Below are 15,016 nucleotides of genomic sequence, written 5' to 3'. Positions count from 1 at the left end.
GGGGCGGCCGTCGCGGCGCTCCCGGTCCCCCAGCAGAGGAGGGCGGATGACAGCCCCACCCACCCCCACCCCAGCCACCCCCACTCCCCGCACCCCCGCCGGCCGGCCGGTCCTGGAGGCCCGCGGCGTCCGCAAGACCTTCCCCGGCGTCCTCGCCCTCGACGGCGTCGACCTGCGGCTCTTCCCGGGCGAGGTCCACGCCCTGATGGGCGAGAACGGCGCCGGCAAGTCGACCCTCATCAAGGTGCTCACCGGCGTCCACGCGCCCGACGCGGGAACGGTCTCCGTCGACGGCGCCCCCCGGCGGTTCGCCGAACCGCTGGACGCCCAGCACGCCGGGATCAGCACCGTCTACCAGGAGGTGAACCTCTGCCCCAACCTCTCCGTCGCCGAGAACATCCTCGTCGGCCGGGAACCCCGGCGCCTCGGCCTCGTCCACTGGAAGGCCCTCCACCGGCGCGCGGCCGAGCTCATCACCGAGCTGGAACTCGACCTCGACGTCCGGATGCCGCTCAGCGCCCACTCCCTCGCCGTCCAGCAACTCGTCGCGATCGTCCGCGCCGTGGACGTCCGGGCCAAGGTCCTCGTCCTCGACGAACCCACCTCCAGCCTCGACCGCGACGAGGTCGCCCAGCTGTTCGCCCTGGTGCGCCGGCTGCGCGACCGGGGCGTCGCGATCCTCTTCGTCACCCACTTCCTCGACCAGGTCTTCGACCTGTGCGACCGGGTCACCGTCCTGCGCAACGGCCGCCTCGAAGGCGAGTACCGCATCGGCGAACTGACGCCCGTCACCCTCGTCCACCGCATGGTCGGCAGCGAACTGAGCACCCTCGACCAGCTGGCCGAGACCTCCCACACCGGCACCGCGGCCGGCCCCGCGTCCGCCGGGACGCCGCTGCTCAGCGCCCGCGGACTCACCCGGACCGGCGCCATCCAGCCGTACGACCTGGACATCCACCGCGGCGAGGTCATCGGCCTCGCCGGACTCCTCGGATCCGGCCGGACCGAGGCCGCCCGGCTGCTCTTCGGCGCCGACCACGCCGACGGCGGCGAGCTGCGGATCCACGGCCGACGCGCCGCGCTGCGCTCGCCGCGCTCCGCGATCGCCCGCAAGATCGCCTTCTGCTCGGAGAACCGCAAGGCGGAGGGCCTCATCGGCGAACTCACCGTCCGCGAGAACATCGTGCTCGCCCTCCAGGCCGCCCGCGGCTGGACCAGGCCCCTCTCCCGCGCCCGGCAGGACGAGATCGCCGCCCGGTGGACCGAGGCCCTCGACATCCGCCCGGCCGACCCCGAAGCACAGGTCCGCAACCTCAGCGGCGGCAACCAGCAGAAGGTCCTGCTCGCCCGGTGGCTGCTCACCGACCCCGACCTGCTGATCCTGGACGAACCCACCCGCGGCATCGACATCGGCGCCAAGACGGAGATCCAGGGACTCGTCAGCCGCCTGGCCGCCGACGGCACCGCGGTCCTCTTCATCTCCGCCGAACTGGAGGAGGTGCTGCGGCTGAGCCACCGGGTCGGCGTCCTGCGCGACCACCGGCTCGTCGCCGTCCTCCCCAACGACACCACCCTGACGCCCGACCGGATCCTGGGCGCCATCGCCACCGGAGCCACCTCATGACACCACCTGACGACACCGGCGCCGGACGGCGCCCGGCCCGGGCGCCCGGAGCACGGCGACTGACCGGGCACCGGCTCTTCTGGCCCGCCGCCGTGCTGGCCGCGCTGCTGCTCGGGAACGTCGCGCTCACCCCCGGCTTCCTCGCCGTCCGCGTCCAGAACGGACACCTGTACGGCAGCCTGATCGACATCCTCCAGTTCGGCGCCCCGCTGATCCTGGTCTCCGCCGGCATGACGCTCGTCATCGCCACCCGGGGCATCGACCTGTCGGTCGGCTCCACGGTCGCCATCGCCGGCGCCCTCGCGTGCGAGCACATCGCCACCGCGCAGGACCCCGGAAGCCTGTCCACGGTGACGACGGCGATCGCGCTGGCGGTCGGCGTGGCCGCCGCCATCGGCGTCCTCAACGGCTTCCTCGTCGCCCGGCTCGGCGTCCAGCCCATCGTCGCCACCCTGGTCCTCATGGTCGCCGGGCGCGGCGTGGCGCAGCTGATCACCGACGGCCAGATCATCAGCGTCTCCAGCGCCGCCTACAAGATGATCGGCGGCGGCTACTGGCTCACCCTCCCCTTCGCCGTCCTGCTCGCCGCCGCCCTCGTCGCCGTCGCCGCCCTCGTCACCCGGCGGACCGCGCTCGGCATGCTCATCGAGTCGGTGGGCGGCAACCCGGTCGCCAGCCGGCTCGTCGGCATCCGGGCCGCCGGGCTCCTCGTCACCGTCTACGTCGTCAGCGCCGTGTGCGCCGCGGTCGCCGGCCTGATGATCAGCTCCAACGTGTCCAGCGCCGACGGCAACAACGCCGGCCTGTGGATCGAACTGGACGCGATCCTCGCCGTGGTGATCGGCGGCACCGCGCTGACCGGCGGACGGTTCTCCCTCGGCGGCACGGTCCTCGGCGCGCTGATCATCCAGACCCTCTCCACCACCATCTACACCCTCGGCGTACCGCCGGAGACCACCCTCGTCTTCAAGGCCCTCGTCGTCATCGTCGTGTGTCTCGTCCAGTCGCCCGCGTTCCGCGCGCGGCTCTCCCGCCGTCGCCGCACCACCACCCCCGACCCGGCCCCCGCGGCCGGCGACCTGACGGCCCGCCGGCAGGAGGTCACCCCGTGAGCACCACCCTCGCCAAGCCGCTCCGCCGCTTCCCGGCCCGTCACGCCGCGCGCCTGCCCCTGGTGGTGACGGCCACCCTGCTCGTGGCGATGTTCTCCGTCGGCTCCGTGCGCTACGAAGGCTTCTTCTCCGCGCAGGTCCTGCTCAACGTCCTGATCGACAACGGCTTCCTGCTCGTCGTGGCCATCGGCATGACGTTCGTCGTCCTCACCGGCGGGATCGACCTGTCCGTCGGCTCCATGGTGGCCCTGTCGACCATGCTGACGGCCTGGCTCGTCGAGCAGAACGGCCTGCCGCTCGCCCTCGCGGTCCCGGTGGTCCTGCTGGTGGGGGCCGGCGGCGGCGCCCTCATGGGCTGGGTGATCCACGCCTTCGAGATCCAGCCGTTCATCGTCACCCTCGCGGGCATGTTCCTCGCCCGCGGCCTCTGCTACATGATCAGCACCGAGTCGATCTCCGTCACCGACCCGACGACGACGACGATCGCCCAGACCCGGGTGCTGCTGCCCGGCGGCCTGTTCGTCTCGCCCGCCGTCGTCATCGCGCTCGTCGTGCTGGCGCTCGCCTTCGTCGTCCTCCACCACACCCGCTTCGGCCGCACCGTCTACGCCGTCGGCGGCAGCGAGTCCTCCGCCCGCCTCATGGGCCTGCCGGTGGGACGCACCAAGGTCGCGGTGTACGCGATCAGCGGCCTCTGCTCCGCCCTCGGCGGCCTGCTGCTGACCTTCTACATGCTGTCCGGCTACGCCCTGCACGCCGTCGGCATGGAACTCGACGCCATCGCCGCCGCCGTGATCGGCGGGACCCTGCTGACCGGCGGCTCCGGATTCGTCCTGGGCACCGCGCTGGGCGTGGCGGTCCTCGGCCTGATCCAGACCGTCATCAGCTTCCAGGGCACGCTCAGCTCGTGGTGGACCCGCATCGTCATCGGCGGTCTGCTGTTCGTCTTCATCCTCCTCCAGCGCCTCTTCGGCGGAGTCCGCCGGGCGGAATAGACCCCGGGCACCCCGGGCCACGAGGGGGCGGGGACCTCCCCGCCCCCTCTTCCGCCGCGCTCCCTCGTGACCAAGGAACCCCATGAACCCAGCCCCGCCCCCGCTCACCGGCGTCCCCCCGGTCCGCCGCCCCGACCCGTACGCCGGAGAACGCTGGACCTTCGGCTTCCCCGGCGGGCTCACCGCGGAGGTGCACACCCGCGGCGCCCGCCTCCACGGCCTGTTGGTGCCCGACCGCCACGGCACCCCGGCCGACGTCGTCCTCGCGCCCCGGGACCCCGCCGAGACCGCCACCGGCGCCCGCTACTTCGGCGCCACCGTCGGCCGCTACGCCAACCGCGTCGCCCGCGGCCGGTTCACCCTGGACGGGACCCCGTACCGGCTCAGCACGCAGGACAACGGCCACAGCCTGCACGGCGGCACCGACGGCTTCGACACCCGGCTCTGGGAGGCCGAGGGCGTGCACACCCCCGAGTGGACCGGGGTACGCCTGCGCCTGCGCAGCCCCGACGGCGACCAGGGCTTCCCCGGCAAGCTGGACGTGACCGTCAGCTGCCTCGTCGGCCGCGACCGCGAACTCGCCTTCTCCTACACGGCGGTCACGGACGCCCCCACCCACGTGAACCTCACGAACCACGCCTACTTCAACCTCGACGGCGAGAGTGCCGGAGACGTCCTCGGCCACGAACTGTCCGTCGACGCCTCCCACTACACCCCGGTCGACGCGGACCTCATCCCCCGCGGGGACCACCGTCCGGTCGCCGGCACCGCCTTCGACCTCCGCCGGCCGCTCCCGCTCGCCGCCGCCCTGGCCCGCCCCGGCGCGGACGGCGGGTACGACCACAACTTCGTCCTGGAGCCGCGCGGCACCGGGCGGCTGCGCCGGGCCGCCGTCCTGTACGCGCCCGCCACCGGCCGCCGGATGGAGGTGCTGACCACCGAACCGGGCCTCCAGGTCTACACCGCGGGGCAGTTCGACGGCACGGTCCTGGGCAAGAGCAGCACGCCCTACCGGGCGGGCGCCGGCATCGCGCTGGAGACCCAGCACTTCCCCGACGCCCCGAACCGCCCCGGCGACCCGTCCACGGTGCTGCGGCCGGGGGAGCGGTACGCGTCGAGGACGGTCCTGCGGTTCGGCACGCGCGGCTGACCGCGTACCGGCACGGCTGTGCCCGCCGGCTTCCGGGCCGGCGGGCACAGCGGTGTCCGGAGGGGCGTCAGGCGCCCGCCCGCCGCTTGTTCCACACGTCGAAGCCGACCGCGGCGAGCAGCACGAGGCCCTTGATGACCTGCTGCCAGTCGGTGCCCACCCCGACGAGGTTCATGCCGTTGTTGAGCACGCCGAGGACCAGGCCGCCGATGATGGCCCCCAGGACGGTCCCGACGCCGCCGCTCATCGACGCGCCGCCGATGAACGCCGCCGCGATCGCCTCCAGTTCGAAGTTCACGCCCGCCTTCGGCGAGGCCGCGTTGAAGCGCGCCGCGAAGACGAGGCCGGCGAGCGCCGCGAGCATCCCCATGTTGAGGAAGACCGCGAAGGTGACCTTCCGGTCCTTGACCCCGGACAGCTTCGCGGCCGGCAGGTTGCCCCCGATCGCGTACACGTGGCGGCCGATCACCGCGTTGCGCATCACGTAGCCGAAGCCGACGAGCAGGACGGCCAGGATCAGCAGGACCACGGGGGCGCCCTTGTAGCTGGCCAGCAGCAGGGTCGTGACCAGGACCGCCGCGACCAGCGCCGTCACCTTCAGCGCGAACAGGCCGGCCGGAAGCGTCTCCAGCGCGAACTCCCGCTGCCGGCGCCGGTCCCGGACCTCCTGGACGACCACGTACACGATCAGTCCCAGACCGAGGAGCAGGGTCAGGTTGTGGTAGTTCGTGCGCGGACCCGCCTCCGGCAGGAAGCCGTTGGCGACCTTCTGCAGTCCGTCCGGGAACGGGCCGAGCGTCTGCCCCTTGAGGAAGATCTCGGTGAGCCCGCGGAACAGCAGCATCCCGGCGAGGGTCACGATGAACGACGGGATGCCGACGTACGCGATGAAGAAGCCCTGGACCGCACCCGCGACCGCGCCCAGGAGCAGGGTGAGGAGCACCGCGACCGGCCAGGAGACCTGGTGCTCGACCATGAGCACCGCCCCGACGCCGCCCACCAGCGCCATCAGCGAGCCCACCGACAGGTCGATGTGCCCCGAGATGATGACGATCATCATGCCGATGGCCAGGATGAGGATGTAGCTGTTCTGCAGGACCAGGTTGGAGACGTTGCGCGGCAGCAGGAGGTCGCCGCCCGTCCAGACCTGGAACAGCAGCACGATCAGGCCCAGCGCGACGAGCATCCCGTACTGGCGCATGTTCCTACGGACCCCGTCGAGCAGCACGCGGGTCACCGGCGCCCCCGGGGACGGGGACCCGCCGCCCGGGACCGCCGGGGTGGTCGCTTCCTTGCCGGTGTCGACGCTCATGCCTGGTGTCCTTCGCTGGAGGCGGTGCCCGCGGTGACCGCCGGCGGTGCGGGGGAGCCCTGCGTCATGTGGCGCATCAGCACTTCCTGGGTGGCGTCGGCACGGGCGACCTCACCGGTCAGCCGCCCGGCGGCCATGGTGTAGATCCGGTCGCACATGCCGAGCAGTTCGGGTAGTTCGGAGGAGATGAGGAGGATCGCCTTGCCCTCGGCGGCGAGGCGGTCGATCACGGTGTAGATCTCGTACTTGGCGCCCACGTCGACGCCGCGCGTGGGCTCGTCGAGGACGAGCACGTCCGGTCCGGCGAGGATCCACTTGCTGAGGACGACCTTCTGCTGGTTGCCGCCGGACAGGCGGCCCACCGGTTCGAGGACGCTCGGCGCCTTGATGTTCATGGTGCGCCGGAACCGTTCGGCCACCCGGCGCTCCTCGTGCCCGTCCACGACGCCGCGGCGGGCGAGGGAGCCGAGGGAGGCGAGCGAGATGTTCCGGCTCACGGAGTCCCCGAGGTCGAGACCGTAGTGCTTGCGGTCCTCGGTGACGTACGCGATGCCGTGGGCGACCGCCTCGGGGACCGTCCGCGTCCGCACCTCCCGGCCGTCCCTGAGGACCGTGCCCCGCTCGTAGCGGCCGTAGGAGCGCCCGAAGACGCTCATGGCGAGTTCGGTCCGGCCGGCCCCCATGAGCCCCGCCACGCCGACGATCTCGCCGCGGCGGACCTGGAGGGACACGCCGTCGACGACCCTGCGGCCGGGGTCGAGCGGGTGGCGCACGGTCCAGTCGCGGACCTCCAGGACCGGCTCGGCGCCGGCCGGGCCCCCGTACGGCGTGCGGTCGGGGAACCGGCTGTCGAGGTCCCGGCCCACCATGCCGCGGATGATCCGTTCCTCCGTGGTGGCCGGGTCCCTGACGTCGAGGGTCTCGATGGAGCGGCCGTCCCGCAGGACGGTGACGGAGTCGGCGATCCGGGCGATCTCGTTCAGCTTGTGCGAGATGAGGATCGAGGTGATGCCCTGGTCCTTCAGCTCCCCCATGAGCCGCAGCAGTTGGGCGCTGTCCTCGTCGTTGAGGGCCGCGGTGGGTTCGTCGAGGATCAGCAGGCGGACGTCCTTCGCCAGCGCCTTCGCGATCTCGACCAGCTGCTGCTTGCCGACCCCGATGTCGGCGACGCGGGTCTCGGGGTGCTCGTCGAGCCCGACCCGGCGGAGCAGTCCGGACGCGCGGCGCAGCACCTCGCGCCAGTCGACGATCCCGCGCCGGGACGGTTCGTTGCCCAGGAAGACGTTCTCCGCGATCGACAGGTGGGGGACCAGCGCGAGTTCCTGGTGGATGATGACGATGCCGCGCCGTTCGCTGGCCCGGATGTCCTTGAAGCGGCACGGCTCGCCGTCGAAGAGGATCTCGCCCTCGTAGGACCCGTGCGGGTGGACGCCGGACAAAACCTTCATGAGGGTCGACTTCCCGGCGCCGTTCTCCCCGCACAGGGCGTGCACCTCGCCGCGCTCCACGGTCAGCGTCACGTCGGAGAGGGCCCTGACCCCGGGGAAGGTCTTGCCGATGGACCGCATCTGGAGGAGGGCGGTCACTTCAGCGCCCCGGCGTCGAGGTAGCCGGAGTCGACCAGGACCTTCCGGTAGTTCGACCGGTCGACGCTGACCGGGTCGAGCAGATAGGCCGGGACCACCTTCTTCCCGTTGTGGTAGGTGGTCTCGTCGTTGATCTCCGGCTTCTTCCCGTCGAGGACGGCGGCCACCATGCCGGCGGCCACCTCCGCGAGGGCGCGGGTGTCCTTGTACACGGTCTGCGTCTGCTCGCCCGCGATGATGGACTTCACGGAGGCGACCTCCGCGTCCTGGCCGGTCACGACCGGCAGCGGCTTGGCGGCGCTGCCGTAGTCGTCGGACTTCAGGGCGGACAGGATGCCGATGGAGATGCCGTCGTACGGGGAGAGGACGGCGTCGACGCGGGCCGTGGCGTACGTGGACGTCAGCAGGTCGTCCATGCGCTTCTGCGCCGTCCCGCCGTCCCAGCGCAGGGTGGTGACCTGGTTGAGACGGGTCTGGCCGGAGCGCACGACCAGCTGCTTCTTGTCCAGGTAGGGCTTCAGCACCTTCATGGCGCCGTCGAAGAAGTACTTGGTGTTGTTGTCGTCGTTGGAGCCGGCGAACAGCTCGATGTTGAACGGGCCCTTCTTCGCGCCCGACTTCAGCCCCAGCTTCTCGGTGATGTAGGTGGCCTGGAGCTCGCCGACCTTCTCGTTGTCGAAGGAGGCGTAGTAGTCGACGTGGGGGGAGCCCAGGATGAGGCGGTCGTAGGAGATCACCGGGATGTCGGCGTCCGCCGCCTGCTGCAGGACGTTCGACAGTGCCTCGCCGTTGATGGCGGCCACGACGAGGGCGTCGACGCCCTGGGTGATCATGTTCTCGATCTGGGCGACCTGCTGGTCGGGGTCGTCCTCCCCGTACTGCAGGGTCGTGGCGAAGCCGGCCTTCTTCAGGCTCTCCGTCATGTTGCGCCCGTCGGCGATCCACCGCTCGGAGGACTTGGTGGGCATGGCGATGCCGATGGTGCGGACCTTCCCGTCCTTCGCCTCCTGGCTGCCGCCCTCGGCCGTCTGCCCGCAGGCCGTCAGCAGCAGGGCGCATCCGGTGGTCGCGGCCAGGAGAGCGGAGGCGGACCGGAACTTCTTCATGAGCGATACCCATCCCGTCGTCGAGGGCGGCTCCGACCGGGACAGGCTCGGCGGCAGCGCGGGTCCTCGCACCACCGGGACGACGCCGTTCCGGTTGGGTGGCCGGGACGTCGGCGCCCCGGTCGAGACAGATTGTTAGCGCTCACAACGGCGTGATACAAGAGGCGCTAAGGTTTTTCCCGTATAGATACCCAGCCGTGAGCACGGAGAAGGGAGGCGAACGTGGCGCAACCCGCGGAAGACGTCCGCCCGCCGACGATGGCCGACGTCGCCCGGGAGGCGGGGGTCTCCCACCAGACCGTCTCCCGCGTGCTGAGCGGCCATCCCAACGTGCGCGCGGCCACCCGCGAACAGGTCACCCTGGCCATCGAACGGCTCGGCTACCGCCGCAACTCCGCCGCCCGCGCCCTCGTCACGCGCCGCACCAGGACCTTGGGCGTCATCGCCGTCAACACCGCCCTGTACGGCCCCGCCAGCACCCTCACCGGCCTGGAGGAGGCGGCGCGGGAGGAGGGCTACCTCGTCTCCACCGTCAGCCTCCGCAGCGGCGGGGGACAGGGACTCAAGGACGCCATCGACCACCTCGCGGCGTGGGGCGTCGAGGGCGTCGTCGCCATCACCCCGCAGCGCTCCCTCGTCCAGGCGCTCGCCGAACTCGACGCGCCCTTCCCGGTGGTCACCGTCGAGGGCGGCCACCAGCTCGACCTGCCCGGCGTCTCCCTCGACCAGGAGCGCGGCGCCCGCCTGGTCACCGAGCACCTGCTCGCCGCCGGGCACGCCGACGTCTGGCACGTCGCGGGCCCCGGCGACTGGCTGGAGAGCGAGGCGCGCACCGCGGGCTGGCGCGCCGTCCTGGAGGAGAACGGCATCCGCCCGCCGCGCGTGCTGACGGGCGACTGGAGCCCGCTCTCCGGCTACCGGGCCGGGCAGGAACTCGCGGGCCTCGCGCTCGCCCGCCGCGGTACGGCCCCGGTCACGGCCGTCTTCGTCGCCAACGACCAGATGGCGCTCGGCGTCCTGCGGGCGCTGCGCGAGGGCGGCATCCGCACGCCCGCGCAGGTGGCCGTCGCCGGCTTCGACGACATCCCGGAGGCCGAGTACTTCCCGCCGCCGCTGACGACGGTCCGGCAGGACTTCGCCACGATCGGACGCCGGAGCATCCGCCTCCTGGTGGACCACATCGAGGGCCGCGCCACGAAGGCGGAACACCTCCTGGTCGAACCCCAGCTCATCATGCGCGCGAGCACCCGCCCTGCGGGCGATGGCTGAGGGAGGCGGGGGCGGGGGCTGGGGGGCGCGGTGGGCGGTACGTGGCGCGTGGCACGTGGTGCTCGATGCGTGGCGCCCGGAGCGCGCTCCCGTCCGGTGCCTGGCGGCGGCGTCCGCCGTCCGGTACGCGGCTGTCGCGGCCTTCGTGGACCGGTACGTGGCTCCTGTCGACGCCCGCCGTGGGGTACGAGGCTCCCGCCGGCGCCCGCCTCCGGGTGCCGCCCGGTAGCTGGCTTCGGCGCGTCTGCGGCGGGCTGCTCGCCCTGGCCTGCCGTGCTGGTCTGGCCGTGCCGGCTCACCGGCGCCGGCCCGCTCGGGCCGGACCAGCGGCGTGGGCCCGGTTCGTTGGTCCGTCCGCGTCGGTTCGCCCGCGAACCTGCCCCGCCGGTCCGCGGGCGGACCTTCCTCGCCGGTCCGCGCATCGGCCCGGCCTGCCCGGGCTCGCCCGCGTGTTCGCCGGTGCCATCCGTCGCGTCCGCCGACCCGCGCCACCGGCCCGTGGGTTCGCCCCGTTGCCCCCCGCCCATCCGTCGGCGACGTTTTTTCGGCGGCTGACCGGTCGCGCGTTGCCCTCCTACGGGTCGGCCGGAGGCGCCTCTGGTGCGGGCGTCGGCCATTGGGCCGCCCGGCCCCGGCCGGCCACCGCGCCCGCCCGCGCCCCGCCACCGAGTGAGCGCTCACTTCGATGCGACCCCACCCCGCCCGGAAGTTCGACGAAATCGCACCCAACTCTTGTCGCCAGGAAATGTGAGCGTTAACAATCAGAGGGTTCCGCCACCTCCCCGCTCCCGACGAGAGAGACCGCATCGTGACCCCCTCCGTCCCTCCCGGTCCCGCCGGCCCCCTCCACCCCGAGGCATGCACCATCGGAGTCGACTTCGGCACCCTCTCCGGGCGGGCCGTCGTGGTCAGGGTCCGGGACGGTGCCGAGCTCGGGGCGGCGGTCCACGCGTACCGGCACGCCGTCATCGAGGACCGCCTCCCCTCCACCGGAGCCGCCCTGCCCCCGGACTGGGCCCTGCAGCACCCCGAGGACTGGCGCGACGTGCTGCGCGTCGCCGTGCCCGCGGCGGTCGCCGACGCCGGCGTCGATCCGGACCGGATCATCGGCATCGCCACCGACTTCACCGCCTGCACGGTCCTGCCGACCGCCCCGGACGGCACCCCGCTCGCCCTGACGCCCGCGTGGGCCGGCCGCCCGCACGCCTGGCCCAAACTGTGGAAGCACCACGCGGCCCAGGACCAGGCCGACCGGATCAACGCCCTCGCGCACGCCCGCGGCGAGAAGTGGATCGCGCGGTACGGCGGCCGGATCTCCGCCGAGTGGCAGTACGCGAAGGCCCTGCAGGTCCTGGAGGAGGACCCCGCCGTCTACGCCGCCTGCGCCCGCTGGATCGAGGCGGCCGACTGGATCGTCTGGCAGCTCACCGGCGCCGAGTCCCGGAACACCTGCACCGCCGGCTACAAGGGCATCCACCAGGACGGGGCGTACCCGTCGCCGGACTTCCTCGCCCGCCTCCACCCGGACTTCGCCGACTTCCCCGCCACCCGCCTGGAGCACCCGCTCTCGCCCCTGGGCTCCCGCGTCGGCGGACTGAGCGCCGAGGCCGCGCGCTGGACGGGCCTGCCCGAGGGCATCGCCGTCGCCGCCGGCAACGTCGACGCCCACGTGGCCGCGCCCGCCGCGGGCGCCGTCGAGAACGGGCGGATGCTCGCCATCATGGGCACCTCCACCTGCCACGTCCTCAACGGCGCCACGCTCGCCGGGGTCCCCGGCATCTGCGGGGTCGTCGACGGCGGCATCGTCGACGGCGCCTACGGCTACGAGGCGGGCCAGAGCGCCGTCGGCGACATCTTCGCCTGGTGGCTCCGGCAGGGCGTCCCGGACGGCTACCGCGCCGAGGCCGAGGCGGCGGGCGAGGACCTGCACCAGCTCCTCACCCGGAAGGCCGCCGGGCAGCCGGTCGGCGCGCACGGCCTGGTCGCCCTGGACTGGATGAACGGCAACCGTTCCCCCCTGGTCGACCACCACCTCTCCGGCGTCGTCGCGGGCCTCACCCTCGACACCCGGCCCGAGGACGTCTACCGCGCCCTGCTCGAATCCACCGCCTACGGAACCCGGTTGATCGTCGAGGGCTTCGAGGCGGGCGGGGTCCCCGTCGAGGAGTTCATCGTCACCGGAGGACTCAAGAAGAACGCGCTGCTCATGCAGATCCACGCCGACGTGCTGCGCCGCCCCGTCTCCGTCGGCACCTCCGAACAGGGCCCGGCCCTCGGCTCGGCCATCCACGCCGCCGTCGCCGCGGGCGCCCATCCCGACGTCCGCACCGCCGCCGCCGTCATGGGAAGCGTCAAGCGCCACGCGTACCTCCCCGATCCGGCACGCGCGGACGCCTACGACGCGCTGTTCGCCGAATACCGGGCCCTGCACGAGCACTTCGGCACCGGCGCGGACCTCCTCCTGCACCGCCTCCGGCGCATCCGCAACACCGCGCGCGCCACCGGCTGACCGACCGCCTGCCCGCCTCCGTACCTCCCCGCCGCACACCTCCCCGCCCCCGCACCTTCCCGCCCCGTACCTCCGAGGAGCACACCCGACATGACGCTCGCCCCGCCCGACCGCGAGATCTGGTTTCTCACCGGCAGCCAGGCCCTCTACGGCGAGGACACCCTCGCCCAGGTCGCCGACCAGTCCCGCGTCCTCCACGACACCCTCGCGGACCAGCCCGGACTGACGGTCCGGCTGGTGTGGAAGCCGGTCCTCACCGACGCCGCCGCCATCCGCGCCGTCTGCCTGGAGGCCAACGCCGACGACCGCTGCGTCGGCCTGATCGCCTGGATGCACACCTTCTCCCCGGCCAAGATGTGGATCGCCGGCCTCGACGCCCTGCGCAAGCCGCTGCTCCACCTGCACACCCAGGCCAACCGCGAACTGCCCTGGGCCACCATCGACATGGACTTCATGAACCTGAACCAGGCCGCCCACGGCGACCGCGAGTTCGGCTTCGTCCAGACCCGCCTCGGCGTGCCCCGCAAGACCGTCGCCGGCCACGTCTCCGACCCCGGCGTCGTCGACCGCGTCGCCGGATGGGCCCGCGCCGCCGCCGGCCGCGCCGAACTCACCACCCTCAAACTCGCCCGGTTCGGCGACAACATGCGCGACGTCGCCGTCACCGAGGGCGACAAGGTCGAGGCGCAGCTGCGGTTCGGGGTCTCGGTCAACACGTACGGCGTCAACGACCTGGTCGCCGCGGTCGACGCCGCCGACGAGGCCGCCGTCACCGCCCTCGTGAAGGAGTACCAGGACCTCTACGCGCTCGCCCCCGAGCTGCGGCCCGGCGGTGAGCGCCACGACTCCCTGCGCTACGCCGCCCGCATCGAGGCAGGCCTGCGCGCCTTCCTCACGGAGGGCGGCTTCCGCGCCTTCACCACCAACTTCGAGGACCTCGGCGGCCTGCGGCAACTACCCGGGCTCGCCGTGCAGCGCCTGATGGCCGACGGGTACGGCTTCGGCGGCGAGGGCGACTGGAAGACGGCCACCCTGCTGCGCACCCTCAAGGCGATGGCGCACGGCCTGCCCGGCGGCACCTCCTTCATGGAGGACTACACCTACGACCTCACGCCCGGCCGGGAACTCATCCTCGGCGCTCACATGCTGGAGGTCTGCCCGTCGCTCACCACGGCCCGGCCGTCGTGCGAGATCCATCCGCTCGGCATCGGCGGACGGGAGGACCCGGTCCGCCTCGTCTTCGACGCGGACCCCGGTCCCGCGGTCGTCGTCGGCCTCGCGGACATGGGGGACCGGTTCCGGCTCGTCGCCAACCGCATCGACGTCGTCGCCCCGCCCGAGCCGCTGCCCGCGCTCCCCGTCGCCCGGGCCGTCTGGCGGCCCCGCCCCGACCTGCGTACCTCCACGGAGGCGTGGCTGACGGCCGGAGCGCCCCACCACACCGTGCTGACCACCGCTCTCGTCGGCGAGGAGCTCGACGACCTCGCCGAGATGCTGCGGACCGAACTCGCCGTCATCGACGAGGACACCACGGTCCGGCGCTTCACGCGCGAGCTGCGCTGGAACCAGGCGTACCACCGTCTGGCGCAGAGCCTGTGACCGCGCCCGCCGCCCCCACGAGGAGGGAGCCCGCCGTGAACACCACCGTCTCCAGGGAGCTGCGCCGGGAGGTGCTGGAGGCCAACCTCCGCATCCCGCGGGCCGGTCTCGCCACCCTCACCTGGGGCAACGTGAGCGGAGTCGACCGGGAGGCCGGCGTCTTCGTCATCAAGCCCTCCGGCGTGACCTACGACCGCCTGACCGAGGACGACCTGGTCGTCGTCTCCCTGGCCGACGGCCGTGTGGTGGAGGGGCACTTGCGCCCGTCCACCGACACGGAGACGCACCGCAGCCTCTACCTGGCCTTCCCGTCGATCGGCGGGGTGACCCACACCCACTCCACCCACGCCGTCGCCTTCGCGCAGGCCCGGCGGGCGATCCCGGTGCTCGGCACGACCCACGCGGACACCTTCAACGGTCCCGTGCCCGTCACCGCGCCCCTCACCGCCGAGCAGTGCGCCGCGGACTACGAGTTCCACACCGGCCAGGTCATCGTGGACCTGCTCGAACGGGACGACACCCGGGCCCGGGAGGTGCCCGGCGCCCTGGTCGCCCACCACGGTCCGTTCACCTGGGGTGCCACCGCCACCGCCTCCCTGGAGCACGCCATCGTCTGCGAGGCGGTGGCCGAGATGGCCCTCCACACCCTCGCCCTGGGCCCGGTCGCACCGCCACAGCACCTCCTGGACCGCCACTTCACCCGCAAGCACGGCCCGGATGCGTACTACGGCAACCCCGCCTCCGCCTGACCCCG

At 72.8% G+C, this 15,016-nt stretch carries 11 protein-coding genes; 8 read left to right on the top strand and 3 right to left on the bottom strand.

Annotated elements, in window-relative coordinates:
- Positions 1 to 46 precede the first annotated feature (46 nt).
- The 4 genes from ACFVQZ_RS03630 to ACFVQZ_RS03615 all read left to right on the top strand — a co-directional run bounded on the left by ACFVQZ_RS03630 (position 47) and on the right by ACFVQZ_RS03615 (position 4,881).
- Complete coding sequence (locus ACFVQZ_RS03630; RefSeq protein WP_383619345.1) at positions 47 to 1,624, top strand: sugar ABC transporter ATP-binding protein; 1,578 nt, start codon at positions 47 to 49, stop codon at positions 1,622 to 1,624.
- Positions 1,621 to 2,736 carry an ABC transporter permease gene (locus tag ACFVQZ_RS03625; protein ID WP_030498238.1) on the top strand — a complete coding sequence of 372 codons (1,116 nt, stop codon included), beginning with the start codon at positions 1,621 to 1,623 and terminating at the stop codon, positions 2,734 to 2,736. The genes ACFVQZ_RS03630 and ACFVQZ_RS03625 overlap by 4 nt, the downstream gene beginning before the upstream one ends.
- The gene (gene yjfF / locus ACFVQZ_RS03620) at positions 2,733 to 3,731 is read left to right on the top strand and encodes a galactofuranose ABC transporter, permease protein YjfF (RefSeq protein WP_383619343.1); all 999 of its coding nucleotides are present in this window, start codon (positions 2,733 to 2,735) and stop codon (positions 3,729 to 3,731) included. Before ACFVQZ_RS03625 ends, yjfF begins: the two co-directional genes overlap by 4 nt.
- 82 nt (positions 3,732 to 3,813) lie before the next feature.
- Positions 3,814 to 4,881, top strand: a complete 1,068-nt coding sequence (locus ACFVQZ_RS03615) for an aldose epimerase family protein (RefSeq protein ID WP_383619341.1) — start codon at positions 3,814 to 3,816, stop codon at positions 4,879 to 4,881.
- A gap of 67 nt (positions 4,882 to 4,948) precedes the next feature.
- Here ACFVQZ_RS03615 and mmsB read toward each other — a convergent pair whose 3' ends face one another.
- The 3 genes from mmsB to chvE are packed head-to-tail and all read right to left on the bottom strand — an operon-like array spanning position 4,949 to position 8,885.
- The gene (gene mmsB / locus ACFVQZ_RS03610) at positions 4,949 to 6,193 is read right to left on the bottom strand and encodes a multiple monosaccharide ABC transporter permease (RefSeq protein WP_030498241.1); all 1,245 of its coding nucleotides are present in this window, start codon (positions 6,191 to 6,193) and stop codon (positions 4,949 to 4,951) included.
- On the bottom strand, positions 6,190 to 7,761 hold the full coding sequence (gene mmsA, locus ACFVQZ_RS03605; RefSeq protein ID WP_383619539.1) for a multiple monosaccharide ABC transporter ATP-binding protein: 1,572 nt from the start codon (positions 7,759 to 7,761) through the stop codon (positions 6,190 to 6,192). The genes mmsB and mmsA overlap by 4 nt, the downstream gene beginning before the upstream one ends.
- Before the next feature lie 14 nt (positions 7,762 to 7,775).
- Positions 7,776 to 8,885 carry a multiple monosaccharide ABC transporter substrate-binding protein gene (chvE, locus tag ACFVQZ_RS03600; RefSeq protein ID WP_030498243.1) on the bottom strand — a complete coding sequence of 370 codons (1,110 nt, stop codon included), beginning with the start codon at positions 8,883 to 8,885 and terminating at the stop codon, positions 7,776 to 7,778.
- 222 nt (positions 8,886 to 9,107) lie between these two features.
- On the opposite strand from chvE, the gene ACFVQZ_RS03595 reads away from it, so the two are divergent.
- From ACFVQZ_RS03595 to araD, 4 genes are all read left to right on the top strand, one after another.
- Positions 9,108 to 10,154: a LacI family DNA-binding transcriptional regulator gene (locus tag ACFVQZ_RS03595; protein WP_030498244.1), complete on the top strand. Its 1,047-nt coding sequence runs from the start codon at positions 9,108 to 9,110 to the stop codon at positions 10,152 to 10,154.
- An 808-nt stretch (positions 10,155 to 10,962) separates the two neighbouring features.
- On the top strand, positions 10,963 to 12,663 hold the full coding sequence (gene araB / locus ACFVQZ_RS03590) for a ribulokinase (protein ID WP_383619338.1): 1,701 nt from the start codon (positions 10,963 to 10,965) through the stop codon (positions 12,661 to 12,663).
- Between the two features lie 90 nt (positions 12,664 to 12,753).
- Complete coding sequence (araA, locus tag ACFVQZ_RS03585) at positions 12,754 to 14,262, top strand: L-arabinose isomerase (RefSeq protein ID WP_030498246.1); 1,509 nt, start codon at positions 12,754 to 12,756, stop codon at positions 14,260 to 14,262.
- 35 nt (positions 14,263 to 14,297) lie between these two features.
- Positions 14,298 to 15,011 carry an L-ribulose-5-phosphate 4-epimerase AraD gene (gene araD / locus ACFVQZ_RS03580; protein WP_383619336.1) on the top strand — a complete coding sequence of 238 codons (714 nt, stop codon included), beginning with the start codon at positions 14,298 to 14,300 and terminating at the stop codon, positions 15,009 to 15,011.
- Positions 15,012 to 15,016: the final 5 nt, after the last annotated feature.

The sequence above is a fragment of the Streptomyces sp. NPDC057854 genome (assembly GCF_042797055.1).
Lineage (GTDB): Bacteria > Actinomycetota > Actinomycetes > Streptomycetales > Streptomycetaceae > Streptomyces.
This window is presented reverse-complemented; position numbering and strand designations above follow the sequence as displayed.